26 protein-coding genes and 1 other RNA gene are annotated in these 24,362 nt (G+C 75.1%); 8 read left to right on the top strand and 19 right to left on the bottom strand.

What is annotated here, in order from left to right:
• Positions 1–27: 27 nt before the first annotated feature.
• From rplS to rpsP, 6 genes are all read right to left on the bottom strand, one after another.
• Positions 28–378, bottom strand: a complete 351-nt coding sequence (gene rplS, locus ABEA04_RS16670; protein ID WP_345461113.1) for a 50S ribosomal protein L19 — start codon at positions 376–378, stop codon at positions 28–30.
• 215 nt (positions 379–593) lie between these two features.
• The gene (locus ABEA04_RS16665; protein ID WP_345461110.1) at positions 594–1,439 is read right to left on the bottom strand and encodes a cupin domain-containing protein; all 846 of its coding nucleotides are present in this window, start codon (positions 1,437–1,439) and stop codon (positions 594–596) included.
• A 46-nt stretch (positions 1,440–1,485) separates the two neighbouring features.
• Entirely contained in the window at positions 1,486–2,667 is a 1,182-nt protein-coding gene (trmD, locus tag ABEA04_RS16660) for a tRNA (guanosine(37)-N1)-methyltransferase TrmD (RefSeq protein ID WP_345461107.1), read from the bottom strand.
• A gap of 11 nt (positions 2,668–2,678) precedes the next feature.
• Positions 2,679–3,218: a ribosome maturation factor RimM gene (gene rimM, locus ABEA04_RS16655; protein ID WP_345461104.1), complete on the bottom strand. Its 540-nt coding sequence runs from the start codon at positions 3,216–3,218 to the stop codon at positions 2,679–2,681.
• Positions 3,219–3,279: 61 nt separating this feature from the next.
• On the bottom strand, positions 3,280–3,519 hold the full coding sequence (locus ABEA04_RS16650) for an RNA-binding protein (protein WP_345461101.1): 240 nt from the start codon (positions 3,517–3,519) through the stop codon (positions 3,280–3,282).
• Positions 3,519–4,052, bottom strand: coding sequence for a 30S ribosomal protein S16 (gene rpsP, locus ABEA04_RS16645; protein ID WP_345461098.1), 534 nt, complete (start codon positions 4,050–4,052; stop codon positions 3,519–3,521). The genes ABEA04_RS16650 and rpsP overlap by 1 nt, the downstream gene beginning before the upstream one ends.
• Before the next feature lie 228 nt (positions 4,053–4,280).
• Between rpsP and ABEA04_RS16640 the strand changes: the two genes are divergently transcribed.
• Entirely contained in the window at positions 4,281–6,308 is a 2,028-nt protein-coding gene (locus tag ABEA04_RS16640) for a sulfatase-like hydrolase/transferase (RefSeq protein ID WP_345461095.1), read from the top strand.
• 110 nt (positions 6,309–6,418) lie between these two features.
• Here ABEA04_RS16640 and ABEA04_RS16635 read toward each other — a convergent pair whose 3' ends face one another.
• From ABEA04_RS16635 to ffh, 4 genes are all read right to left on the bottom strand, one after another.
• Positions 6,419–7,240, bottom strand: a complete 822-nt coding sequence (locus tag ABEA04_RS16635) for a sulfotransferase (protein WP_345461092.1) — start codon at positions 7,238–7,240, stop codon at positions 6,419–6,421.
• Positions 7,241–7,313: 73 nt separating this feature from the next.
• Positions 7,314–8,396: an amidohydrolase family protein gene (locus tag ABEA04_RS16630; protein ID WP_345461089.1), complete on the bottom strand. Its 1,083-nt coding sequence runs from the start codon at positions 8,394–8,396 to the stop codon at positions 7,314–7,316.
• Between the two features lie 9 nt (positions 8,397–8,405).
• A complete protein-coding gene (locus ABEA04_RS16625; RefSeq protein ID WP_345461086.1) occupies positions 8,406–8,783 on the bottom strand; it encodes a hypothetical protein in 378 nt (125 codons plus the stop codon).
• An 8-nt stretch (positions 8,784–8,791) separates the two neighbouring features.
• Positions 8,792–10,375, bottom strand: a complete 1,584-nt coding sequence (gene ffh / locus ABEA04_RS16620) for a signal recognition particle protein (protein WP_345461083.1) — start codon at positions 10,373–10,375, stop codon at positions 8,792–8,794.
• A 90-nt stretch (positions 10,376–10,465) separates the two neighbouring features.
• Between ffh and ABEA04_RS16615 the strand changes: the two genes are divergently transcribed.
• The 5 genes from ABEA04_RS16615 (at position 10,466) to ABEA04_RS16595 (ending at position 13,650) form a co-directional block, all read left to right on the top strand.
• Positions 10,466–10,750, top strand: a complete 285-nt coding sequence (locus tag ABEA04_RS16615; RefSeq protein WP_345461080.1) for a hypothetical protein — start codon at positions 10,466–10,468, stop codon at positions 10,748–10,750.
• Between the two features lie 33 nt (positions 10,751–10,783).
• Positions 10,784–11,980: a YibE/F family protein gene (locus tag ABEA04_RS16610; protein ID WP_345461077.1), complete on the top strand. Its 1,197-nt coding sequence runs from the start codon at positions 10,784–10,786 to the stop codon at positions 11,978–11,980.
• Entirely contained in the window at positions 11,977–12,435 is a 459-nt protein-coding gene (locus tag ABEA04_RS16605; protein WP_345461074.1) for an NUDIX domain-containing protein, read from the top strand. The genes ABEA04_RS16610 and ABEA04_RS16605 overlap by 4 nt, the downstream gene beginning before the upstream one ends.
• Positions 12,436–12,495: 60 nt before the next feature.
• An RNA gene (rnpB, locus tag ABEA04_RS16600) (RNase P RNA component class A) lies at positions 12,496–12,878 on the top strand.
• Between the two features lie 187 nt (positions 12,879–13,065).
• On the top strand, positions 13,066–13,650 hold the full coding sequence (locus ABEA04_RS16595) for a collagen-like triple helix repeat-containing protein (RefSeq protein ID WP_345461071.1): 585 nt from the start codon (positions 13,066–13,068) through the stop codon (positions 13,648–13,650).
• Between the two features lie 72 nt (positions 13,651–13,722).
• On the opposite strand, the gene ABEA04_RS16590 is transcribed toward ABEA04_RS16595, so the two are convergent.
• The 3 genes from ABEA04_RS16590 to ABEA04_RS16580 all read right to left on the bottom strand — a co-directional run bounded on the left by ABEA04_RS16590 (position 13,723) and on the right by ABEA04_RS16580 (position 16,307).
• Complete coding sequence (locus ABEA04_RS16590; RefSeq protein WP_345461069.1) at positions 13,723–14,433, bottom strand: VIT1/CCC1 transporter family protein; 711 nt, start codon at positions 14,431–14,433, stop codon at positions 13,723–13,725.
• A 108-nt stretch (positions 14,434–14,541) separates the two neighbouring features.
• Positions 14,542–15,165, bottom strand: coding sequence for an FMN reductase (locus ABEA04_RS16585; RefSeq protein WP_345461067.1), 624 nt, complete (start codon positions 15,163–15,165; stop codon positions 14,542–14,544).
• Complete coding sequence (locus tag ABEA04_RS16580; protein WP_345461065.1) at positions 15,162–16,307, bottom strand: LLM class flavin-dependent oxidoreductase; 1,146 nt, start codon at positions 16,305–16,307, stop codon at positions 15,162–15,164. Before ABEA04_RS16580 ends, ABEA04_RS16585 begins: the two co-directional genes overlap by 4 nt.
• Before the next feature lie 123 nt (positions 16,308–16,430).
• Between ABEA04_RS16580 and ABEA04_RS16575 the strand changes: the two genes are divergently transcribed.
• Together ABEA04_RS16575 and ABEA04_RS16570 are read left to right on the top strand one after the other, a co-directional pair.
• Entirely contained in the window at positions 16,431–16,934 is a 504-nt protein-coding gene (locus tag ABEA04_RS16575; RefSeq protein ID WP_345461063.1) for a MarR family winged helix-turn-helix transcriptional regulator, read from the top strand.
• A 195-nt stretch (positions 16,935–17,129) separates the two neighbouring features.
• Positions 17,130–17,684: a hypothetical protein gene (locus ABEA04_RS16570; protein ID WP_345461061.1), complete on the top strand. Its 555-nt coding sequence runs from the start codon at positions 17,130–17,132 to the stop codon at positions 17,682–17,684.
• 131 nt (positions 17,685–17,815) lie between these two features.
• Here the strand turns inward: ABEA04_RS16570 and ABEA04_RS16565 are convergent, their stop codons facing one another.
• From ABEA04_RS16565 to ABEA04_RS16540, 6 genes are all read right to left on the bottom strand, one after another.
• Positions 17,816–18,364 (bottom strand): DUF3618 domain-containing protein, encoded by a 549-nt coding sequence (locus ABEA04_RS16565; protein ID WP_345461058.1) that lies wholly within the window; start codon positions 18,362–18,364, stop codon positions 17,816–17,818.
• On the bottom strand, positions 18,340–18,840 hold the full coding sequence (locus tag ABEA04_RS16560) for a phage holin family protein (RefSeq protein WP_345461055.1): 501 nt from the start codon (positions 18,838–18,840) through the stop codon (positions 18,340–18,342). The genes ABEA04_RS16565 and ABEA04_RS16560 overlap by 25 nt, the downstream gene beginning before the upstream one ends.
• The gene (locus ABEA04_RS16555) at positions 18,837–19,565 is read right to left on the bottom strand and encodes a hypothetical protein (RefSeq protein ID WP_345461052.1); all 729 of its coding nucleotides are present in this window, start codon (positions 19,563–19,565) and stop codon (positions 18,837–18,839) included. Before ABEA04_RS16555 ends, ABEA04_RS16560 begins: the two co-directional genes overlap by 4 nt.
• Before the next feature lie 120 nt (positions 19,566–19,685).
• Positions 19,686–20,681 carry an NAD-dependent epimerase/dehydratase family protein gene (locus tag ABEA04_RS16550; protein WP_345461049.1) on the bottom strand — a complete coding sequence of 332 codons (996 nt, stop codon included), beginning with the start codon at positions 20,679–20,681 and terminating at the stop codon, positions 19,686–19,688.
• Complete coding sequence (locus ABEA04_RS16545; protein WP_345461046.1) at positions 20,678–23,299, bottom strand: alpha/beta fold hydrolase; 2,622 nt, start codon at positions 23,297–23,299, stop codon at positions 20,678–20,680. The genes ABEA04_RS16550 and ABEA04_RS16545 overlap by 4 nt, the downstream gene beginning before the upstream one ends.
• The gene (locus ABEA04_RS16540) at positions 23,296–24,321 is read right to left on the bottom strand and encodes a 3-oxoacyl-ACP synthase III (RefSeq protein WP_345461043.1); all 1,026 of its coding nucleotides are present in this window, start codon (positions 24,319–24,321) and stop codon (positions 23,296–23,298) included. The genes ABEA04_RS16545 and ABEA04_RS16540 overlap by 4 nt, the downstream gene beginning before the upstream one ends.
• Positions 24,322–24,362 lie beyond the last annotated feature (41 nt).

The following is a 24,362-nucleotide window of genomic DNA, read 5'->3' as shown; positions in this document are numbered from 1 at the left end:
TAGGCAGCGCGTCGTGAGCGGCGGGGCTCACGCCTCGCGGCGCTCCTTGATCTTGGCGGCCTTGCCGCGCAGGTTGCGCAGGTAGTAGAGCTTCGCGCGGCGCACGTCGCCGCGGGTGACGACCTCGATCTGCTCGAAGATCGGGGAGTTCAGGGGGAAGGTGCGCTCGACACCCACGCCGAAGGAGACCTTGCGGACGGTGAAGGTGCGGCCGACGCCGGACCCGTGGATGCGGATGACCACGCCCTGGAAGATCTGGACGCGGGAGCGGTTGCCCTCCACGACCCGCACGTGCACCTTGACGGTGTCGCCCGCGCGGAAGTCGGGGTTGTCGTCGCGCTTGTGGACGCTGCCGAGCTCGGCGATGACGTTGCTCATGGGTTCTCCTCGCGAGTGCCACAGGTCAGCCGCGGTATCGGACGGTGTCGCCACCGGCATGCATTCAGATGGACGGTCGAACCTGTGTGGCCGGCGGCGTGGACGTCCCCTGTGGCAGGCGTCCGACGCAGGCTGACAGGCGCATCGCGCCGGACAGCCCTTCGGCCGGTTGGACCGGTGGTCGAGTCTGCCACAGCGGCGGGGGCCGAGCCGAATCAGGCGAGCTCGAAGTCGTCGAAGTCGAAGCCCGGCGAGACCAGGCAGCGCACGAGCGCGTCGGCGTCGGTCGGCACGGTGCGCTGCCACGTGTCGGCCGGCACCAGCGCCTGCGCCGCCCCGACGTGCGTCAGGTCGTCGGCGTCGAGGACGACGCGCTCCCCCGGCTCGGGCGCCTCGCCGTCGCCGCCGAGCTCGAGGACGACCCGACCCGCGTGCGCGAGCCACAGCTCGTCGGAGGCGACGCGGTGCCAGGCCGAGGCCTCCCCCGCCGCCAGCGAGAACCAGATGAGCGTGGCGGTGGGACGCTCGCGGCCGTCGGGGAGCGTCACGGTGACGGGCGAGGCCCAGGTACGGCGGTAGGAGCCGCCCTCGGGGTGCGGCTCCAGCGCGAGCGTCTCGGCCACGGTGTAGCCGCCGTCGTCCCGCTGACGCCGCGGGCCGGCCGGCGCACCGGCGAGCAGCCGCGTCGCGAGGACGACGCCCGAGCCGGTGACGAGCAGCGCCACCAGCCCGAGCTCGGTCTGGCGGTCGGTGCGGGCGTCCTCGCAGGCCGCCAGCACGGAGGTCTCGATCAGTCGGCGCTCCGCGTCGGGGTCGTCGCTGTTGCGGGTCTCGGCCTCGACCCAGTCGGACGCGATGGACGACTGCTCGGGGGTGAGGAGGTCTCCGGCGTAGCGGAAGGGCGCCTCGCCGTCGCCGCGCGGCGTGGGGCCGAGCGGCTCGCACGGGACGGTGGCCTCGTCGTCCACGCCGGCCCCGTCGAAGTCGACGGTCGGGCTCGACCAGAACAGCCAGGCGGCCAGGAGGAGGCCGGCCCCGGTCAGGGTCCACAGCAGGCGCATGGCGGGGGTGTTCCCTCGCCGCGCCGCCGGTCAAACCGGCGGTGGGTCAGCCCCGACGGCGCGGCTTGGTCATCACCACGGCGAGCGGCGGCGGGGTGAGGTCGGGACGCACCCGGAAGCCGGCGCGCCGGTACATGCGGATGTTGTCCTCGCTGTGCTGGCCGGTGAACAGCACGAACAAGGTGGCCTCGGGCGGGGCGACGTCCTGGATGAGCTCGAGCAGCCGGCGTCCGAGCCCGCGGCCCTGCAGGTCGGGGGCGACCATGACGCGGCCGATGTCCCACGCCGTGCCGTCGTCGGTGTGCTCGAGGCGGCCGCGGACGGCTCCGACCAGCCGGCCGGCCGAGCGCACGACGTACGTCGTCCACTGCGGCAGCCAGGCGCGGACGTCGTCGAGGCTCTCCTGCAGCGCGGGGATGCCGACGACGCTGTCGTTGGCGATCGCCTCCTGCAGCCAGCAGGCGCGCTGGAGGGTGAGGATCTCGCCGGCGTCGGCGGGGGTGGCCGGGGCGACGACCCACTCCTCGACCTGGCCGGGCGCGAGCAGGTCGGGACGACGGCGCGCGGTGCGGGCGCGGGCCTGCTCGAGGCGCCACCCGGCGATGGCGCCGTGGTCGCCCGAGCGCAGCACGGCGGGCACGTCGAGACCGCGCCAGGTGGCGGGCTTGGTGTAGACGGGGTGCTCGAGCAGGCCGCCGGACGCCGCCTCGTGCGACTCCTCCTCGAGGGAGGCGGCGTTGCCGACGAAGCCGGGCACCAGCCGCACCACGGCCTCGGTGACCGCCAGCGCGGCCACCTCGCCGCCGTTGAGCACGTAGTCGCCGAGGCTCACCTCGCGCACCTCGACGTCGTCGCGGGACGCCGCGTGGTCGAGCACGCGCTGGTCGATGCCCTCGTAGCGGCCGCAGGCGAAGACGAGGTGCTCGCGGGTGGCCAGCTCGCGGGCGGTGGCCTGCGTGAACGGCGTGCCCGCGGGGGTCGGCACCACGAGCACCGAGCCCGGCCGCAGCACGGCGTCCAGCGCCTCGCCCCAGGGCTCGGGCCGCATGACCATGCCGGCGCCGCCGCCGTAGGGCGTGTCGTCGACGGTGCGGTGGCGGTCGTGGGTGAAGGCGCGCAGGTCGTGCACGCCCACCTCGAGCAGGCCGGACTCGACCGCCCTGCCCGCCAGCGAGAGCGACAGCGGGGCGAAGAAGTCGGGGAAGATCGTGACGTAGTCGAGGCGCACGGACGCGCGCCTCAGTCGAGCGGGGCGACGAGCCCCGGCCGGTCGGCGACGACGACCCGGCCGCCGGCGACGTCGACCTCGGGCACCAGCGCGGCCACGAAGGGCACCAGCGTGGCGCGGCCGTCGACGGCCCTGACCGCCAGCAGGTCCTGCGCCCCGTGCACGAGGCCGGTCACCTCGCCGAGCAGCGTGCCGTCGAGGTCGTGGACCGCGAGCCCGACCAGCTGGTGGTCGTAGAACTCGTCGGGGTCGTCGGGCTGCTCGTCGGCGGCCACGTCGGCGTGCAGGACGACGTTGCGCGCGCCCTCGGCGGCGTTGCGGTCGGTGAGCTCGTCGAAGGTGACCAGCAGCGTCTGCTGGTGCCAGCGCGTGGCGCCCACGGTGAGGGCGGTGTGCGGGAAGGCCGAGCCGGTCGGCGCCTGGGCGCGCAGCACGGCGCCCGGCGAGAACCGCCGGTCGGGCTCGTCGGTGCGCACGTCGAGGGTCACCTCGCCCCGGATGCCGTGCGGCTTGCCGATGCGGGCGACCACGACCTCGATGGTCTCGGTCATCGTTGCTCCCAAATCGACGCTGACCCGTCGCTCACGAGCGACGGGTCAGCGTGCAGGTCGATCAGTGCTTGTCGACGTCGACGAAGTCGATGCGGGCACCGCCGCGGCCGGCGAGGGCCGAGATGACGGTGCGGAACGCGGACGCCGTGCGGCCGCCGCGGCCGATCACCTTGCCGAGGTCGTCGGGGTGCACCCGGACCTCGAGCACGGAGCCGCGGCGCAGCTGGCGGTCGCGGACGGTGACGTCGTCGGGGTGGTCGACGACCCCGCGGACGAGGTGCTCGAGCGCGTCGGCCAGCATCAGCTGCTCGGCTCGCTCTTCGCCTCGGCGGCCTCGGCCTGCTCGGCGGCGGCCTCGGGGGTCTCACCGGCGGGGGCCTCGGCCTTGTCGCCGGCCTTCTCGTCGGCCTTCTCGTCCTTCGCGGCGGACTTCTTCGCAGCGGACTTCTTGGCGGCCGACTTCTTGGTCACGGCGTCGCCGTCGGGCGAGCCGCCGGCCTCCTTGAGGGCCTCGTTGAACACGTCCTGCTTCGAGGGCTTCGCCTCGGCGGACCGCAGGGTGCCCTCGCCGCCCGGGAGGCCCTTGAAGGCCTGCCAGTCGCCGGTGATCTTGAGCAGCTTCGCCACGGCGTCGCTGGGCTGGGCGCCGACGCCGAGCCAGTAGCGGGCACGGTCGGAGACCACCTTGATGTAGCTGGGGTCCTCCTTCGGGTGGTAGAGGCCGATCTCCTCGATCACCCGACCGTCGCGCTTCTTGCGCGAGTCGACGACGACGATGCGGTACTGCGGCACCCGGACCTTGCCCAGGCGCTTCAAACGGATCTTGACGGCCACGGTTGTGGTGTCTCCTCGGAACTCGTGTGCGGGTGAAGAGGCCGTCGCCAGGTGGGGAACACCAGGACGGCGCCTTCGTGTGGGCCGCGCCGCGTCGGAGAGAGGGGCCGACGCACGGGACTCGGCACGGAAGTCTGCCAGACCCCGCGCAGGGCGCCGAAACGCCGTCGTCACCGTGGTCTATTCTCGACCGACTCGCTCGACTTACAACCTCTCGGGAGCTCTCGGATGACGCCCACCCTGCCCTCACCTGCCCGCCCGACCCGACGCGGGGTGCTGCGCGGCGCCGCGGCCACCGGCGCCCTCGGCACGGTCGGTGCGCTGACCCTCACCGCACCGGCCAGCGCCGCGGCCGCGCGCCGGCCGGGCGCGCGTCGTCCGCCCAACGTGGTCGTGGTCTCGATCGACGACCTCGGCTGGGACGAGCTCGGCTGCTACGGCAACACCTTCAACGAGACGCCGCACATCGACGCGCTGGCCGCGGCCGGCGTCCGGTTCACCCAGGCCTACGCCGCCGCGCCGCTGTGCTCGCCGACCCGCGCCGCGCTCGTCACCGGCCGCTACCCCGCCCGGGTCGGCATCACCGACTTCCTGCGCGGGCCGGACGCGCCGAGCGACACCTTCCTCTCCCCCGACGTGCCCACCGTGCCCGACCACCTCGGGCCGCTCGGCTACACGACCGGTCTCATCGGCAAGTGGCACCTCACCGAGACCTACCGCGGCGAGTACGCCGAGCGGCCCGGCAACCCGTTCGCGCACGGCTTCGACGAGGTGGTGGCCTCCGAGCAGCTCTACATCGGCGACGGCGACTACGTGCACCCCTACGGCTTCATGCCGGCCCTGCCGGCCCGCGAGCCGGGCGAGTACCTCACCGACCGGCTCGCCCAGGAGGCCGTCGACTTCGTCACCCGCCACGCCGCCGAGCCGTTCTTCGTGCACCTGTCGAACTACGCGGTGCACACCCGCCTCGACGGCAAGCCCGAGCTGGTGGCCAAGTACGCCGCCAAGCCCGGCGCCGACGCGCTGCCCAACCGGCCGCAGCTGGCCGCGATGCTCGAGAGCATCGACCAGCAGGTGGGCGCGCTGGTCGCGGCCCTCGAGGCGCTCGGCATCGCCGAGGACACCCTGCTGGTCGTGGTCTCCGACAACGGCGGTCCCTACCGCGACGCCAACGCCCCGCTGCGCGGCGGCAAGGGCGAGCTCTACGAGGGCGGCATCCGGGTGCCGATGGTGGTCTCGTGGCCGGGCCGCACCGGGCGACCCGGCCGGGACGTCGACGTCCCGGCCAGCACGGTCGACCTGCTGCCCACGGCGCTCGACCTCGCCGGCGGCCGCGCCCACCCCGGCGCGTTCGACGGCGTCAGCCTGGCGCCCGTGCTGACCGGCGCGGGCCGGCTGCGGCGCGAGACGCTGTTCTGGGTCTACCCGCACCACATCGGGCAGAGTCACCCGCAGGCCGCCGTCCGCGACGGCGACCTGAAGCTGGTGATGCACCTGCGCGACGGCCGCTGCGAGCTGTTCGGGCTCCGCGACGACCCCGGCGAGACCACCGACGTCAGCGCGGAGCGACCGCACGAGACGCGGCGGCTGCAGCGCCTGCTCGAGCGTCACCTGCGCGAGGTCGACGTGCTGCCGCCGGCGCCGTCCCGCCCCGCCTACCCCCGCACCGAGACGCTGCCGGGCTGGGACGGCTACGACGTCCTCACCGTGGCCGGCACCACCGCGACGCCGGTGGTCGAGCCGGACGGCGACCGGGTGCGCGTCGCCGCCGACGGGGCGGCGCACGTGCTGCTGCGCTCGCCGGTCGCACCGCGCTCCGACCAGGTGGCCGTCGTGCTCGAGCCCGCCGCCTTCGACGGCGCCGCCCGGCAGGAGTCGCTGTTCGTGGGGCTCGCCGCCGGGCCGCGCGACTACCTGGTGCTGCGCTACCGCCACGACCTGCGGCGGGTCGGCTGGGACCTGCGGGTCGCGGGCGAGCTGATCACCGCCGGCGCCGAGCCCCTGCAGACCCTCGACGGCACCGTCGACCTCTCCGGGCCCGGCGCCCGCTACGGGTTCGTGCTGCGCGGAGCCCAGGCGGCGGCGTGGGTCGACCAGGGGCGCGGCGCCGGCTGGGAGTTCCTGTTCAGGTTCGACACCGCCGGCGCCTTCGACCTCGCCGACCCGGCCCTGCGCGCCACCACCCGCTACGCCGCCGGCGTGCGGGTCGACCGGTCGGGCGTCGTCCTCGGGAGACTGACGGCGTCGTCGCGCTGAGCACGCGAACGGTGGTGTGGACGGCGCGGGGTCTCGAGGCTCCGGCCGTGGCCGGCCTCGCACCTCGACCATCGTCACGTCACGTCACGTCACGGTGGTCGAGGTGCCGGTCAGACCCCGGCCCACCGCGCGGGCACGGCGGCCCCGAAGCGGTCGCGCACGTACTCGTACTGCGGGCGCAGCTCGGCCGCGAGCTCGGGGGTCACGTCGGGCATCGGGGTGCGGGCGGTGGCGAGCGGCTTGGCCGTGAGCTCCCAGTCCCACACCTCGTCGACGCCGAGGAACGAGGCCACCCGGCGCAGCCCCTCCTCGCCGACGAGGTCCTCGTAGAACAGCACGAGGACGTCGTCGGCCGGCAGGTGCCGGTCGATCAGCTCGAGCGTGGTGCGGTAGTCGCCGCGCACCTGCACGGTGGGCAGGCGCCAGTGCTCGGCGAAGACCTCGGCCGGGTCGCCGCGGTCCTTGACGGCGAACTTCACCGCCGACCAGTAGCGGGCGAGGGGGTCGCGCATGAGGAAGATCGCGCGTGGCTGCTCGAGCGCCGGGCCGATGGCGGCGAACCCCTCGTCGCCGAGCGTGGAGTAGGACGGCGTGATCTCGCCGGCCACCACGGTGTGCTCGTCGGCGTGACGCCGCAGCCGGGCCCGGTAGGCGTGGTCGCCGCGCATGACGAAGTCGAGCCAGTCGGCGGCCGCGTCGACGCGCCGGGCGTCGGCGCGCGTCGTCCCGCCCTCGCGCACGCGCTCGGCCGAGGCACGCAGCGACGGCACGAAGTGGGTGCCGAAGCGGGGACCGGCGCGCGGGCGGTGGACGCCGTCGAAGTAGTGCAGCTCCTTCGGCTGGGGCACCGCGACCTGCGGGTGCAGGCCGAGCTGGTGGTGCAGCCAGCTGGTGCCGCACTTCTGCGCGCCCAGTCCGACGAAGTACCTCACGGGCGACCACCCTAGGGCGCGGCTCCACCGGACCGGCGCGGTGACCTGCCCGCCGCGCGAGGCGGGCCCCTGGCTAGATCCGGGACGCGACGACGCGGCCGCGCAGTACCACGCAGGCGGGCCGGGCGAGGGTGTCGAGGTCGACGCGCGGGTCGGCGTCGAGGACGACGAGATCGGCCGGCGCTCCCTCGGCGAGCGTCGGCTCGAAGCCGAGCCACTCCCGGCCGCGCCACGACGCCGCGGCCACGACGTCGGCCGCCGGCAGGCCCATCGCGACCATCGCGGCGACCTCCTCGGCGAGGTAGCCGTGGCGTCCGGTGCCGCCGCCGTCGCTGCCGACGTAGAGCGCGACGCCGGCCTCGTGAGCGGCCAGCAGCGTCTCGCGGCGCCGGGCGTGCAGCTCGGTCATCGTGTCGGCGTAGTCGGGGAACTTCTCGCGGCCGGCGTCGGCGAACTCGGGGAACTTGCCGGTCTGCAGCACGGTGGGCACGAGCGCGACGCCCGCGGCCGCCATCCGGTCGAGCTGGTGGGGCCGCAGGCCGGTGCCGTGCTCGATGCAGTCGATGCCGGCGTCGAGCAGGCCGTCGAGGACGTCGGTGCCGAAGCAGTGCGCGGTGACCTTGGCGCCGTGCTCGTGGGCGGCGGCGATGGCCGCGGCGAACGCGCCGTCGCCGAAGGACGGCGCGAGGTCGCCGTCGTCGCGGGAGATCCAGTCGCCGACGAGCTTGACCCAGCCGTCACCGCGGCGGGCCTCGCCGGCGACGGTCGCGACGAGGTCGTCGGGCTCGACCTCGTGGGCGTAGTTGCGGATGTAGCGGCGGGTGCGGGCGACGTGGCGGCCGGCGCGCAGCAGCCGCGGCAGGTCGTCGCGCTGCTGCACCCAGCGGGTGTCGGCGGGCGAGCCGCAGTCGCGCAGCAGCAGGACGCCGGTGTCGCGGTCGGCCACCGCCTGCCGCTCGGTCTCGGCGTCGTCGACGGCGCCGCCGTCGTCCATGCCGAGGTGGTTGTGGGCGTCGACCAGACCGGGCAGCAGCCAGCCGCTCGCCACCGTCTCGGCGCCCGGCTGGGGCTCGTAGGTGATGCGGCCGTCGACGACGTAGAGGTCACGCTGCTCGTCGTCGGGCAGGACGACGCCGCGGAGGCGCAGGGCGGGCACCCGTCGACCCTAGGTGGTCTCCTCGAGCACGTCCCAGAGCCACGACGGGCCGCTGACCCGGGCCACGCCGGCCACGTTGGCCGCGAGCGCCCGGTCGGCGGTGACGACGGTGACCTCGCGGCCGGCCTCGGCCGCCTCGCGGGCCTGCTTGGCGATCTCGGTGTCGCCGTCGCGGGCGGCGTGGACCACGCGCACGTGCGCGTCGCGACCGGGCCGCACCCCCGCCTTGGCGCCGCCCTCGAGCACCAGGACGACGACGTCGTGCGGCACCGGCGCCGTCAGCAGCGCCTCGTGCAGGCGGCGGGCCGCGCCGGCCCGGTCCTTCCACCAGCCGTCGGGCCGCGCGCCGACGACGTTGGCGGCGTCGACGACCAGCACCGTCCTCACCCGGGCCACTACTTCAGGAACTTCGAGAAGTCTTTCGGGAGGTTGAGGTTGGCGGCCGCCTTCTCGTAGTCGACGTCCTCGCCGTCGGGCATGCCGAAGGGGTTGCCGCCGGCGGCGGCCGCCTTCTCCTTGGCCTGAGCGGCCTCCTGGGCGGCCTTGGCGGGGTTGCCGGAGACCCGACGTCCCTTGGCCTTCTTCGGCTGCTGCTTGCCCTTGCCGCGCTTGCCGCCGCCGGGCCCGCCCATGCCGGGCATCCCCGGCATCCCGGGCATGCCGGGCATGCCGCCGCCGCGGGCCATCTGCATCATCATCTTGCGGGCCTCGAAGAACCGGTCGACGAGCGAGTTGACGTCGCTGACGGCGCGGCCGGAGCCCTTGGCGATGCGGGCGCGGCGCGAGCCGTCGATCATCTTCGGGTTGGCCCGCTCAGCGGGCGTCATCGAGCGGATGATGGCCTGGATGCGGTCGATCTCGCGCTCGTCGAAGTTCTCCAGCTGCTCGCGCATCTGGCCCATGCCGGGCAGCATCCCGAGGATCTTCGACATCGAGCCGAGCTTGCGCACCTGCTGCATCTGCTCGAGGAAGTCGTCGAGGGTGAACTCGCCGCCGCGGCCCGACAGCTTCTCGGCCGCCTTGAGCGCCTGCTCCTGGTCGAAGGTCTTCTCGGCCTGCTCGATCAGGGTGAGGACGTCGCCCATGTCGAGGATGCGCGAGGCCATCCGGTCGGGGTGGAAGACGTCGAAGTCGGAGAGCTTCTCGCCGGCCGAGGCGAACATGACCGGCCTGCCGGTGACCTGGCGGATCGAGAGCGCCGCGCCACCGCGGGCGTCGCCGTCGAGCTTGGTGAGGACGACGCCGTCGTAGCCGACGCCGTCGAGGAAGGCCTGGGCGGTGCCCACGGCGTCCTGGCCGATCATGGCGTCGACGACGAACAGCACCTCGTCGGGGCTGACGGCGTCGCGGATGTCGGCGGCCTGCTGCATCAGCTCGGCGTCGACGCCGAGCCGGCCGGCGGTGTCGACGATGACGACGTCGTGCAGGGTGCGCTTGGCCTCCTCGACCGACGCGCGGGCGACCGCGACGGGGTCGCCGACGCCGTTGCCCGGCTCGGGCGCGAAGACCTTGACCCCGGCGCGCTCGCCGTTGACCTGCAGCTGGTTGACGGCGTTGGGGCGCTGCAGGTCGCAGGCCACGAGCAGCGGCGAGCGGCCCTGCTCCTTCAGCCAGAGCGCCATCTTGGCGGCCAGGGTGGTCTTGCCGGCGCCCTGGAGGCCGGCGAGCATCACCACGGTCGGGCCCTGCTTGGCGAAGCGCATGCGGCGGGTCTCGCCGCCGAGGATGGTCACCAGCTCGTCGTGGACGATCTTGATGACCTGCTGCGCCGGGTTGAGCGCGCCGCTGACGTCCTCCTCGCGGGCGCGCTGCTTGACCGCGGCGACGAAGTCCTTGACGACCGGCAGGGCGACGTCGGCCTCGAGCAGCGCGATGCGGATCTCGCGCGCGGTGGCGTCGATGTCGGCCTCGGAGAGACGGCCCTTGCCCCGCAGGTTCTTGAACGTGTCGGCGAGACGGTCGGAGAGAGTGGCGAACACGGGGGTCCTCGATGTCGTGGCGCTGGAGGCTGATCTGACGCTGATCTGCTGACGAAGCCTACTTGCGAGGTCGTCGGCTAGGTTCGTCGCGTGGTCGTGGTCCTCACCGTCGTCGGCGGTCTGCTGCTGGTCGGGCTGGCCATCTGGGTCGGCAACCACAGCCTGCGCTCGGGCGGCCCCTCGGCCGGCACCGGCAACGCCCTCGGCGGCGGCTTCGAGGTCTTCGACCCCGCTCGGGCGCGGGGTCGGGAGGACCTCGAGTCGAAGGAGAACGAGGGCGAGGCGCTGCCCTCCCCCGAGCCCGGCTCGCAGCCGATGCGGGTCGACCTGGGCTCCGGCACCGTCCACGTCCGTCGTCCCGCCCCGCGCGACTGACCGCGCCCGGCGACCGACGGACGACGACCGCCGATGGGTGGCGCCCACGCGCACCGCGCGAGCGACCTCGACGTCGAGGTGCAGCGCACCCCGCGCCTGGTGCTGGTCGGCTCGCTGGTGCTGGCCGCGCTCGTCACGGTCATCGGCGTGGTGCTGCTGTGGCCGGACGGCGACCGCGTCGACGCGCTCGCCGAGGCCTCGCCGTTCGCGGCCCCGGGCGTGACGTTCCCGCGCGCCGAGGTGCTCGAGGTCGGCGACCCGTGCCCGCCGGGGCAGCCGGCACCCGACTGCGGGCAGGCGCGGGTGCGGGTCACCGAGGGCGCCGACGACGGCCGTGAGCTCTCGATCGGGCTGCCGCCCGAGGTGGTGGCCTCCGACCTCGCGGCCGGCGACACGGTGCGGCTGATCCGCAACCCGCCCGCGGCCGAGGGCCAGGAGTCCTCGCTCGGCTTCTTCGGCGTGGCGCGGACGACGCCGGTCGTGGTGCTGCTGGCGCTGTTCGTGCTGGTGGTGCTCGCCGTGGCGCGGTGGCGGGGCCTGATGGCGCTGGTCGGGCTGGCGTTCGCGGGCGTCGTCCTGTCGCTGTTCGTGCTGCCGTCGCTGCTGTCGGGCGGGTCGCCGACGTGGGTGGGGGTGGTCGGCTCGGCGGCGATCATGTTCGTCGTCCTCTACACGACCCACGGGTGGTCGCTGCGCACGAGCGCGGCGCTGGCCGGCACGCTCGCCGGCATCGGGGTGACCGCCGTGCTGGGGGCGCTGGCGGTCTCGTCGACGCGCCTGAGCGGGGTGGCCGACGAGGGCGGGCAGGCGCTGCTGACGTTCGCGCCCGACCTGTCGTTCACCGACCTGTTCGCCTGCGCGATCGTCATCGCCGGGCTCGGCGTGCTCAACGACGTGACCATCACGCAGGCCTCGGCCGTCTGGGAGCTGCGGGCCGCCTCCCCCACCATGTCGCGGGCACGGGTCTTCGCCAGCGGCATGCGCATCGGGCGCGACCACATCGCCTCGACCATCTACACGATCGTCTTCGCCTACGCCGGCACCGCGCTCGTCGTCCTGCTGGTGCTGCGCCTCTACCAGCTGCCGGTGCTCGACCTGCTGGCCACCGAGGAGATCGGCCAGGAGGTGGTGCGCACGCTCGCCACCTCGATCGGGCTGGTGCTGGCGGTGCCGCTGACCACGCTCATCGCGGTCGCCACGCTGCCGCCGGGCCAGGACGAGCACGCGTGAGCTGGACCCGCTGCCGCCTGGGCCACCGCCACTGGGGCCCGCACGGCGCCGCCGGCCTGCTGCTGGCCCGCGACGGGACGGCGCTGCTGCAGCTGCGGGCCACGTGGGCGCACCGCGGCGGCACCTGGTCGGTGCCGGGCGGCGCCATCGAGCGCGGCGAGTCGGCGCTGCGCGCCGCGCTGCGCGAGACCGAGGAGGAGCTCGGCGTGGCCGGCGCGGCCGTGCGCACGGCGGGCTCGCGCGTGGCCGACTGCGGCGGCGGCTGGACCTACGAGACCGTGCTCGGCGTGCCCGCCGACCCCGGCGCGACCCTCGCCGTGCGCGACCTGGCCGAGAGCGCCGGCCACGCCTGGGTGCCGGCCGCCGAGGTGACCGACCTGCCCCTCCACCCCGCCTTCCGCGCCGCGTGGGCCGACCCCGACGGCGTCCTGCGCGACTTCGTCGCCGCCAGCTGAGGGCATCGATACGGCCGGGCGCCGGCCGCGCCGCTAGGCCGCTAGGCTGCGTGGCGCGGACGGGCCGGCCGGGCGACCGCGTGGACGACGGGCGACCGCCGTCCCCGAGGAAGGTCCGGGCTCCGAAGAGCAGGGTGGTGGGTAACGCCCACCCGGGGTGACCCGCGGGACAGTGCCACAGAGAACAGACCGCCTCCCGCTCCCAGCATCATCGGGGGCGAGGGGTAAGGGTGAAACGGTGGTGCAAGAGACCACCAGCACGCCGGGCGACCGGCGTGGCTAGGCAAACCCCACCCGGAGCAAGACCAGACAGCACGCGCAGGTTCCGACCGAGAGGGCTGCTCGCCCGAGTGTGCGGGTAGGTCGCAGGAGGTCGCCGGCAACGGCGGTCGTAGATGGATGGTCGCCCCCGACAGAACCCGGCCTACAGGCCGGCCCGTCCGCACCACCGCTCCCCTTCCGGACGACTGCCTCACCGTTGCACCCACTGACCCGCCGCTATACGGGCGGGAAGGTAGGGACGACGGTGAGCCAGTCATGCGGCCGCACCCCGGACCGGGCGCGGACGTCGGCCGACCGGGCTTGCGCGTTCCGCCTCCGGCCGACGCTCGGGCGGGCTACGTTCCGCCGGTGCAGACTCTCAAGCGGATCCCCCGCTCAGCCCCTCTCGTCCTCGCGCTCGTCGCGGCCCTGCTGATCGGCGCCACCTCCGGCGCCGTGGCGGCCAAGAAGATCACCGGCAAGGACATCGCCCTCAACACCATCACCGGCGCGAACGTCAAGGCCGGCTCCCTCGCGGCGTCCGACCTGAGCGCGGCCGCCAAGGCCACGCTGCGCGGCGCGCGCGGGCCCGCCGGACAGCAGGGACCCAAGGGTGACCCCGGCCCCCAGGGTGACCCCGGCCAGCCCGGCGCCGGGTTGGACGACTTCGCCTACTACCAGAACGTGGCGACCGCCGTGCCGGCCAACACCAACGACTTCATCGTCGAGGGCGACTGCCCGACCGGCCAGAGCATCATCAGCGCCTTCGCCTACTGGGCGACCGACAACTCCCCGCTGCAGGTGTCCGTCGGCTTCATCGACGACACCACGATGGCGGCCGTCGCCTACAGCCCCGGCATCTCGACGACGCAGAACGCGACCATCCAGTTCAGCTGCGCCACCGTCCCGCTGCCGGCCCGTGCCGAGCGCCGGGCGCTCCCCAGCCTGCGCTGACCCGCCTCGACCCGCGCACGACCGCCCGTCACCCCGGCCCGGGGTGGCGGGCGGTCGTCGTCCGGGGTCGGCTCAGATCGCGCTGACGTGCGCCAGCTGGCCCACCGCGGCGGTGATGGCCATGGCCAGCACGCCGCCGGCCAGCACCCGCAGAGCCGGCCGCAGCACCGGCGTCGCGGCGGCGCGGGCAGCGAGGACGCCGGCCACCCCGAGTGCCAGCAGGGTGATCGCCACGACCACCCACACCCGGGCCTGCGCCGACGGCGCCAACACCCCGAGCAGCGGTAACGCACCGCCGACGAGGAAGCTCGCGGCCGAGGCCAGCGCCGCCTGCAGCGGACGTGCGGCCGTGCTCTCGGTGTAGCCCAGCTCGTCGCGCATGTGGGCGGCGAGCGGGTCGGCACGGTGCAAGGCGGTCGCGACCTGGGCGGCGAGCTCGGGCTCGAGGCCACGCTCGACGTAGATCGCGGCCAGCTCGGCCAGCTCGGCGTCCGGGTCGTCGCTCAGCTCGCGCGCCTCGATCGCGCGGTCGCCGCGCTCGACGTCGGCCTGCGAGCTGACCGAGACGTACTCGCCCACGGCCATCGACATCGCACCCGCCGACAGCGCGGCGACGCCGCCCGCGGCGATGGTGCCCGCCGACGCGCCCGCGGCACCGAGGCCGACCATCAGGCTCGCCACCGAGACGATGCCGTCGTTGGCGCCGAGGACGGCGGCGCGCAGCCAGCCGGCCCGGCCGCTGGCGTGGGTCTCGGGGTGGGTGTCCTCGCCGGCTCGGCTCATCGCGCGCTCCTCGCTCTCGGGATGGCGCGGCACGTCCCGGCCACCGTGCGGCCACCCTGCTCCTGACGGGTGGGCGCCGCAACGGCGACCGGGACGCCGTGGTGCCGGCTAGCCGCGGCTCGCGCGGGCCAGCAGCTCCTCGAACGGGGTGGGCTCGGCCAGCTCGTCCTCGACGGTGCGGCGGCGGGAGCGGACGGCGTCCGCGGACGTCGTCTTGCCGGCCAGGGTGGCCAGCTCGCCGGCGGCGCGCGTGATGCGGTCGTCGAGGTCGGTGCCGGCGGTGCCGAAGTCGTCGGTGGCGGCGAAGACGCCGGTGGGCACGACGACGGCCCGCAGGTAGGCGAACAACGGCCGCAGCGCGTGGTCGAGCACGAGCGAGTGGCGCGCCGTCCCGGCCGTGGCCGCGGCGAGCACCGGCGTGCCGTCGAGCGCGCCGGCCGGCAGCACGTCGAAGAACGTCTTGAACAGCCCGGAGTACGACGCGCTGAAGACCGGGGTCACCGCGATGACGCCGTCGGCCTCGCGCACCTGCTCGATGGCCCGATCGAGGGCCGCGCTGGGGAAGCCGGTGAGCAGGTGGTCGGTGAGGTCGTGGGCCAGCTCACGCAGCTCGACGGTGTGGACGTCGACCTCCTCGAGCGCCTCGACGGTGGCGGCGGCCAGCCGGTCGGCCAGCAGCCGCGTGGACGACGGGTTCGACAGCCCCGCCGAGACGACGACGATGCTGGTCATGCCGACACCGGCTCGGCGTCGCGGACCTGACCGGTGACGTCGTCGACCGCGTGCACGGTGGTGTCGTGGGCGCCGCCGGCGGCCGCGACGAGCGAGGCGTGGGTGGGAGCGTCGGGCACGTGGGCCGGGCGTCCCTCGGCGAACCCGGCGCGCATCGCGGGCAGGATCTCGCCGAGCAGGTCGAGCTGCTCGAGCACGGTCTTCAGCGGCAGGCCGGCGTGGTCGACGAGGAACAGCTGGCGCTGGTAGTCGCCCACGTAGTCGCGGAACGACAGCGTGCGCTCGAGCACCTGCTGCGGCGAGCCGACGGTCAGCGGCGTCTGCGCGGTGAAGTCCTCCAGCGACGGGCCGTGGCCGTAGACCGGCGCGTTGTCGAAGTACGGGCGGAACTCACGCACGGCGTCCTGGCTGTTGCGGCGCATGAAGAACTGGCCGCCGAGGCCAACGATGGCGGTGTCGGCCGGGCCGTGGCCGTGGTGCGCCCAGCGGCGGCGGTAGAGGTCGACCATCTGCTGGGTGTGCGAGGCCGGCCAGAAGATGTGGTTGTGGAAGAACCCGTCGCCGTAGTAGGCCGCCTGCTCGGCGATCTCGGGGCTGCGGATCGAGCCGTGCCACACGAACGGCGGGACGCCGTCCAGCGGGCGGGGCGTGGCGGTGTAGCCCTGCAGCGGGGTGCGGAAGCGGCCCTGCCAGTCGACGACGTCCTCGCGCCACAGGCGGTGCAGCAGCGCGTAGTTCTCGACGGCGAGGTTGATGCCCTGGCGGATGTCCTTGCCGAACCAGGGGTAGACCGGGCCGGTGTTGCCGCGGCCCATCATCAGGTCGACGCGACCGTCGGTGAGGTGCTGGATCTTGGCGTAGTCCTCGGCGATCAGCACCGGGTCGGTGGTGGTGATCAGCGTGGTCGCGGTCGAGAGCAGCAGCCGCTCGGTCTTGGCGCCGATGTAGGCGAGCGTCGCGGTGGGGTTGGAGGAGACGAACGGCGGGTTGTGGTGCTCGCCGGTCGCGAAGACGTCGAGACCGACCTCCTCGGCCTTCTCGGCGATCGCGACGGTGGCCTTGATGCGCTCGTGCTCGGTGGGCGTGCGCCCGGTGGTGGGGTCGGCGGTCACGTCGCCGACGGAGAAGATGCCGATCTGCATGATGGCCTCGCAGCGGTAGTTCGGGTCGCGCCGCCCGGTCGGGCGGCGTCACTGGTCCCAACCTACGTGACACGTCATCTATTCCGCTAGGTGATATGTCACCAATCTAGGTAGGATGGGTCTGTGACCGACCGCGAGAGCCCCTGGCTGAGCGACGACCAGCAGACCGCGTGGCGCGCCTGGCTGGCGCTCAACGGCGAGCTGCCCGCCCTCCTGCACCGGCGGCTGCAGGCCGACAGCGGGCTGTCGCTGCCCGACTTCGAGGTGCTGGTGCAGCTGAGCGAGGCCGACGAGCCGCGGCTGCGCGTCAGCCCCCTGGCCGCCGCGCTCGGGTGGGAGCGCAGTCGGCTCTCGCACCACCTCAAGCGCATGGAGGGCCGTGGGCTGGTCGGTCGCGAGGAGTGCGAGGACGACGGCCGCGGCGCGTGGGTGACGCTCACCGACGCCGGACGCCGCGCCATCACCCAGGCCGCCCCGCCGCACGCCCGGGTCGTGCGCGAGCTGCTCTTCGACGACCTGAGCGCCGACGACCTCGCCGTGATCACGCGGTTCACGACCGGCGTCCTCGAGCGGGTGCGGGACGCCGCCGGCCCGGCCTCGGCGTCCCGGCCGGCGCGCCCGGCCTGAGTGGGTCTCGGCCGCCCCTGGCAGCACTACCTCACCGCAAGGCGCACTCACCCGCCCGTACAAGGGCGGCTAAGTAGGTACAGCGGTGAGGTAGTCGCGCGGGACGTCGGCGGGACGGCCCCGGGGTGTCCGCCGGGCCGCGGGTGGGCAGGCTCGCCACGTCCTGCTCCCCCGACCCTCCGAGAGAGCCGAACGATGTCGTCCGCGTACCCACCGCCCCCGCCCCCGCCGTCCCGGTCCACGCCGCCGCCACCGACCGCGCAGCCGTGGAACGGCCGCCACTGGCCGGGCGAGGCGGCGTCCCGGGGCCGGGCCTGGCTCGCCGGTCTCGCCGACCAGGCGGTGCTGGTCGGGTTCTTCCTGCTCGCGCTCGGCACCGCGCTGCTGCTGCCGGACTCCTCGGGTGAGGGACTGCGCGCCGGCCTGGTCGTGACGGCGGCCGTCGGTGCGCTCGTGCTGATGCTGGTCGAGTGCTGGTGCCTGGTGGTGCGGCGCGCCACGGTGGGGCTGTGGCTGGCGGGCGTGCGCGGCAGCCGCTCGGTGCGCGTCGGCCTCGACGACGCCCTCGAGCACTTCGCCTACTTCTGGCCGAGCACGGTGCTGCTCGTGGCCGGCTCTCTGTTCGGCGACCGCGGCCCGAGCGGCCTCGTGCACGACCCGCGCGGCTCGATCAGCCCGTGGGCACGAGCGGTCGGGTGGGTCGTGCTGCTCGCCTCCCCCGTGCCGCTGGTCGTTGCGCTCGCCGGCTGAGCCGGCTACCGACGTCCGCGCCGGACATCGCGAGCCGGGCCGGGACGCGAGGACCGCCCCCGCCCGGCCCCGGGGACGTCGGGGTGCGGGCGGAGGCGGCCGGTACTGCGGTGCTGCGGCGGTGCCGTGCCCTACCGGGTCGGGGTGGGGCCGCTGTCCTTGACCTGCTGCGCGGAATCGGAAGCGCTGTCCTTGACCTGCTGCGCGGAATCGGAAGCGCTGTCCTTGACCTGCTGCACCGACTCGGCCGCGCTGCCCTTGAGGTGCTCGGCCGCCTCGCCCGCCGCCTGCTTGGCGTCGTCCATCAGCGGCTGGGCGTGCTCCTGCACGGCGTCCTTGACCTGCGTGGCGGTCTTCTGCTCCGCGCGGCTGGCCGGCACGAGCGCCGCGGCCAGCATGCCGAGACCGAAGGCGACGACGCCGGCGGCGATCGGGGCGCCGGCCACCTGCTGCCGGGCCGAGTCGGCGGCCTCGGACGCCGACGGCGTGCTGTCGCCCGCCGAGCGGGCGGTGCCCATGGCCTTGTCGCGCACCCCCATGATCCGCGACTTCGCGGCGTCCTTCTGACGCCCGGCGATGGCGGTGGGGCTGACCTTGTCCTGCAGCTCGTCGAGGTGGTCGCCGAGGCGACCGCGGGTCTGCTCGATGTCCTGGGTCAGCTGGTCGGGTGTTTCGCCCATCGTGCGTCCTCCTTGAGCGTCTGCTGCGTCTGCGGCAACGCCGGGTCGGCGTTCCTGAGGTTGGTGCGGCCCACCACGGCGAGCGCGGCGGCGACCAGCGCCCACAGGCCGGCCACGATCAGCGCCGAGGCCGAGCGGGGCAGCACGTCGTCGAGCAGCCACATCAGCGCGAGGGAGAGGAAGACCAGCAGCATGACTGCGGCCACCCCGGCTCCGGCGAGCATGCCGGCGCCCTTGCCGGCCTTGCCGGCCTCCTGCTTCAGCTCGACCTTGGCGAGCGCGACCTCCTGCTTGAACAGCTCGCTCAGGTCGGTGGTGACCTCGGTCAGGATCTCGCCGAGGCTGCGCGTCTCGCCGCTGCCGGAGCCCGTGCTGCTGCCGCTGCTGCCGGTGCTGCCGGTGCTGCCTGTGCTGCCGGTGCTGCCGGCCGTCCCGGTGACGGCGTGGGAGCCGGTCGGGGTGTCGGTCCCGCTCACCGACCCGACCCCGGCACCGGCTCGTCGGCGAAGGGCGCGGCCGCGGGCGGCGGCATCGGCGGCACGTCGACCGGCGCGTACGGGTCGGGGGTGATCGCCGCCGGGTGGGTCGGGCTGGACGCCGTCTCCGGCGCGGCACGACCGGGGCTGCTCAGGTCGCTCGTGCCCGTCGTGACGTCGTCGGAGTCCTTGACGCCGCGCACGACGCGTCCGACGACGACGCCGGCCGCGAGGGCCCCGAGCAGGAACAGGCCCGGACGGCGGCGCGCGAAGTCGCGCACGTCGTCGAGCAGCTGCGCCGGCTCGCGACCGTCGAGGTGCGAGGTCAGCGAGCGGGCGTGCCCGGCGACCTCGCGCACCACGTCGGAGGCGAGACCGGCGTCGCTCTGGTCGGCCATGCGGTCGAGGTCGTCCCCGAGCGTGCCGAGCGTGCCGACCAGCTTGTCGCGCTGCTGGCGGGTCTGGTCGTCGAGCTGGGTGGCCACCTGGTCGCGGGACTCGCCGACCAGTGACCTCACCTGGTCCTTGGCCTCGGTCGCGACCTTGCCGGCCTCGCCCTGGGCGACGCCGGCCACGTGCTTGCCCTCGTCGGCGGCGGTCGACGCCGCCGCCTGGGCGGAGCCGCTGCTGCTGGTGTCGTCGGCGGTGTCGTCGGCGGTGCCGTCGGTGCCCGGGGTCGTGCCCGGGGTGGTGCTGGCGGGCTGGGTGCTCGCGATGTCGGTCATGGTTCTCCTCGTCCTCGGCTCTCAAGCCTGGTGCCGCCTCGGGGGGCCTGGCTTCCGCCTGGCCAGGTGGACGGAACCCCCTCGGGGCCGCCCCGCCGGGTGGCCGGCAGGGCCGTGGTCTCACCCGGTCGGGGGTGCACCGCGGGTGGCGTGCCAGCGGGCCAGCCGGGCGAAGCCCTCGTCGATACCGACGGCGGGTCGCCACCCGAGCACCGCACGCGTGCGGCGCTGGTCGAACCAGTGGGCGGTCGTGAGCTGCTCGGCGAGGAACCGGGTCACCGGTGGGGTGTCGGTGCGCCCGGTCGCGGCCCAGACGGCGTCGACCGCGCTGCCGGCCCACCGGCCGAGCCGCACCGGCAGGTGGCGTCGCGGGCCCGGCACGCCGGCCGCGCGGCAGACCCGCTCGAGGATCTCCCCCACCGGGCGGGGCTCGCCGCCGCTGACCACGAGGGCCTCGCCGTGCGCCGCGGGCCCGCACGCGTCGAGCGCCGCCACCAGCGCGGCGGCGGCGTCGTCGACGTAGGTGGTGTCGATCAGGGCCGCGCCGGAGCCCAGGACGACGAGCCGCCCGGCCCGGGCGCGCTCGACCAGCCGGCCCACCAGCTGGGTGTCACCGGGCCCCCACACCAGGTGGGGGCGCACCGCGAGCACCGCGAGCGCGGCGGAGTCGGCGTCGAGCGCCAGCAGCTCGGCGGCGGCCTTGGTGCGGGAGTAGTGGCCGCGGGCGCCGTCCGGGTCGGCCGGCCCGGCGCCGACGCCGACCAGCGGGTGGCCGGCGTGGGCCACCGAGGGCGACGAGACGTGCACCAGCCGCGCGACACCGGCGCGGCGCGCCTGCTCGACGACGACCCGGGTGCCCTCGACGTTGGCGCGCACGTAGTCGGCCCGCGCCCCGACGACGTCGACCTTGGCCGCCAGGTGCAGCACGGCGTCCTGGCCCACCACGGCTCGCGCCACCGCGACCGGGTCGGCGACGTCGCCCAGCACCTCGCCGACGGTCGAGCCGTCGCCGGCGGGGCGGCGCTGCATCGTGGTCACCTCGTCGCCCCGGTCCTGGAGGGCCGCGACCGTCGTCCGGCCGAGCAGCCCGGAGGCGCCCGTGACCAGCACCCTCACGCGTGCCCGCCCGCGAGCAGCCGGTGCGCCTGCCGGGCCACCTCGGTGCGGTCGACCTTCGCCGCGTGGCGGATGTCGAGCGGCAATCGGTCGGCGGCCAGGACGGCGGCGACCGGCACGCCGGCCGCGCGGCGGACGATGTCGGCCAGGTCGTGGTCGGCGGGCCGCAGCCCGAGCCGACCGCGCGGCCGGGGCCGGGTGCTGGGCGCGTCGTCGGCGACCACCACCACGGCCAGCACCTGGGTGCCGTCGGGACCGATCCCGACCGCGGCCGCGGCCCGCACGCCCGGCACGGCCTCGACCCGCTGCTCGACCCCCACGGGGGTCAGCGGACCGTCGGGCGTGGTGATCACGTGGGCCAGCCGGCCCTCGACCCACAGCCGGCCCTCCTCGTCGAGGTGGCCGACGTCGCCGGTGCGATGCCAGCCGGCGTGGCGCCCGGCCTGCCACTCGGTGAGCCACCGCGCGTCGTAGCGGTCCTTGACGTGCGCGGCGCGCACGCAGATCTCGCCGGTCGTCCCCGGCCGGTCGCTCGGCTCCGTCGGGCCGGAGGGGTCGTCGTCCGCGATCGGAGCCAGGCCGACGTCGACGCCGTCGAGCGGCCGGCCGACGCAGACCCCCTCACCGGGGCCCGCCTCGCGCAGCTGCTCCAGCGACACGTCGGTCACCGGCAGCGCCTCGGTCATGCCGTACGGCGTGTGCAGCCGCGCCCCGGGCAGCACCCGCGCCACGGCCTCGAGCAGCGGCACCGGCACGGGCGCGCCCGCCGACATCAGCAGCCGGACGCCGGCCAGGGCGTCGCGCTGCGCGGCGCTGACGTCGTCCTGCGTGGCCACGACCCGCCGCAGCGCCGCCGGTGAGGCGAACACGACGCGGGCGTCGACCGCGGCGACGGCGTCGGCGAGCAGCGGCGCGGTCAGGCCGTCGGGGGCGGTGACGTCGATCTCGGGCACCGCCGAGCCGAGCCCGAGCGCCGGGCCGAGGATGGCGAAGGGCGCGAACGCCGCCACGAACCGGTCGTCGGGCCGCAGGTCGTAGGTGCGCCGCACCAGGTCGACCTGGGCGCGCAGCTGACGGTGCCGGTAGACGACGCCCTTGGCGGGCCCGGTGGCCCCGGAGGTGAACACCACGGCGCAGTCGTCGTCGGGGCCGGGCACGGGCGGCGGCGGCGCGTGCCGCCCCAGGAGGCCGATCTCGTCGAGGTCGTGCTCGACGCCGAGCAGCCGGCGCACGGCGTCCGGCAGCGGCGTGGCGGAGATGCGGGTGCCCGGCAGCCCCATCGCCCGGGCGGCGAGCAGGCCGCGCTGCCCTGCGACGAGGTGCTGCAGCCCCGAGCCGCGCAGCGCCCGGCGCATGCCGGGGTAGCCGAGGCCCTGGTCGGCGACCACGATCACCGCGCCGGCCCGCCAGGCGGCGTAGACGACCGAGACGAGGTCGGCCGACGGCTCGACCAGCAGGCCGACGCGGTCGCCGGGGCGGACGCCGGCCGCGGCCAGGCCGGCGGCGAGCTCGGCGACCCGTCGCGACAGCGCGCCCCAGCTGACCGTGGTGCCGGCGACCGCGAGCGCCGGACCGGGGTCGGCCGCGCGGCGCTCCAGCGCCGTCCACGGAGGCTCCCCCACCGCGGCGGGCGGCACCGGGACGACGGGGCGTGGCCGGTCGAGCTCGCCCAGCCAGGCGCCCACCGCGTCGACGTACTGCGGCGCGTCCTCGGTGACCAGGTGCGAGGCGCCCTCGAAGCGGTGCAGCGAGGCGTGCGGCAGCCGCTGCTGCAGGTCGGCGAGGTAGCGCTCGCCGAAGACGGGGTCGCGCGGGCCCCAGAGCAGCAGGGCGGGCACGTCGAGGCCGCGCACGCCCTCGGCGTAGCCGGCGACGGCGTCGTAGGAGGGGTGGCCCGGCGAGAACGGGATGTCGGCCACGAAGTCGCCCACGGCCCGGCGGCGGGCCGGGCTGCCGTAGGGCAGGGCCAGGGCGTCGCGGACGGCGCGCGGCAGCGCGGGTCGCGAGAGCGCCGAGGTGGCCCTCACGAAGACCGGGGTGGCCACACATCCGAGCGGCCGGACGCCGGGCAGGTGCGCCAGGCGGATCAGCGGCGGTCCGAGGTCGCCGGGCGGCTGCGCCACCGCGGTGTTGGCCAGCACGACGCCGCGCAGCTGGTCGCGGTGCTCGAGCGCCCAGCCGAGCGAGATGATGCCGCCCCAGTCGTGGCCGACGGTGACCACGGGGCCGTCGATGCCGAGCGCCGCGGTGAGGGTGCCGAGGTCGGCCACCCGCTGGGCGACCGTGCGGGGCGACCCGGTGCGCTCGGAGTAGCCCATGCCGAGGTGGTCGGCCGCCACCACCCGCCATCCCGGCGGCGCACCCGCGAGCAGCCGGCGCCACAGGTACGACCAGGTGGGGTTGCCGTGCACGCAGAGCAGGGTGCCGAGCACGGGCTCGGCGCCGTTGTCGAGCAGGTGCCAGCGGCGTCGGACGCCGTCGGCGTCGTCGACCTCGACGGTGCGGGACCACCGGCGGTCGAGGCCGGGCAGGTCGGGCAGATCGGGCAGGCCGGGCAGGTCGTGCGCCTCGGGCCGGCCGTCGTCGCGGGCGTGGGTGTCTTCGGCGGGCGCGGTCACCAGTCGATCGCCAGACAGCAGGCGTTGAGGCCCGACCCGATGCCCATCATGAGGATCCGGTCGCCCCGCTCGAGCGAGGCCTGCTCGCCGGCCAGGGTGAAGACCACCGAAGCCGGGCCGATGTTGCCGAACGTCGGGAAGGTGCGCGGCACGAGCGCGGGGTCGATCTCGAGGCGCTGGCAGATCGCGTCGGTGTGCACCTGCGAGACCTGGTGGATGAAGTAGCGGGCCATGCCCTCGCCCCAGTCGAACTCGGCGGCGGCGTCCTCCCACAGGGCCTGCGACAGGTCGAGTCCGGCGTCGAGCAGGCCCCGCAGGTCGGTGAGCATGTGGTCGTCGTCGCCCACGCAGAGCGCGTGGTGCTCGGTGCCCGCGCGGCTGGCCGCCGCGACCACCCGGTGGCCCTCGGGGTGCCGGTCGGCCGGGCCGAGCACCATGGCCACCGCGCCCGACCCCAGGGTGAGCGCGGCGAACTCCGCCATCACCTCGGCGGCGGTGGTGGTCGGGCCCGCGAGCCGCTCGAGCGTCGTCTCCTGCAGCCGCCGCGAGTCCTCGCCGTCGACGACGAGCGCGTAGTCGACCAGGCCGGCGTCGATCATCGCGCCCGCGACCTCGATGCCGTTGAGGAAGCCCAGGCAGGCGTTGGTGATGTCGAAGTTCTGGCACGACGTCGACAGCCCGATCGCGTCGTGCACGACCACCGACGTCGCCGGCTCGAGCCAGTGCCGGCTGACCGAGGTGTTGATCATCAGGCCGATGTCGGCGGCCGCGACGCCGCTGGCCCACAGGGCGGCACGGCCGGCGTCGGCGGCGCCGTCGGTGAACGTCGTCCCCTCGTCCCACCACCGTCGCTCGCGGACGCCGACGAGGTTCTCGAGCATGCCGCCGCGCAGCCGGGCGCGGCGGTAGGTGTCGGCCAGCCGACGGTCGAACGAACGGGACGGGACGACCTCGGTGGCCTCGCACCGCTCGACCGCGAGCACCGCGGTGTTGGTGAAGTGATGGGTGGAGTTGCCGGCCACGCAGAGTCCGTTCGGAGAGGACGCTGGCCGGGGTCTGGGGC

Origin of the sequence: Nocardioides marinquilinus, assembly GCF_039543705.1 — a bacterium.
GTDB lineage: Bacteria > Actinomycetota > Actinomycetes > Propionibacteriales > Nocardioidaceae > Nocardioides > Nocardioides marinquilinus.
The sequence above is the reverse complement of the archived record's forward strand: the minus strand, read 5'-3'. Positions and strand labels throughout refer to the sequence as shown.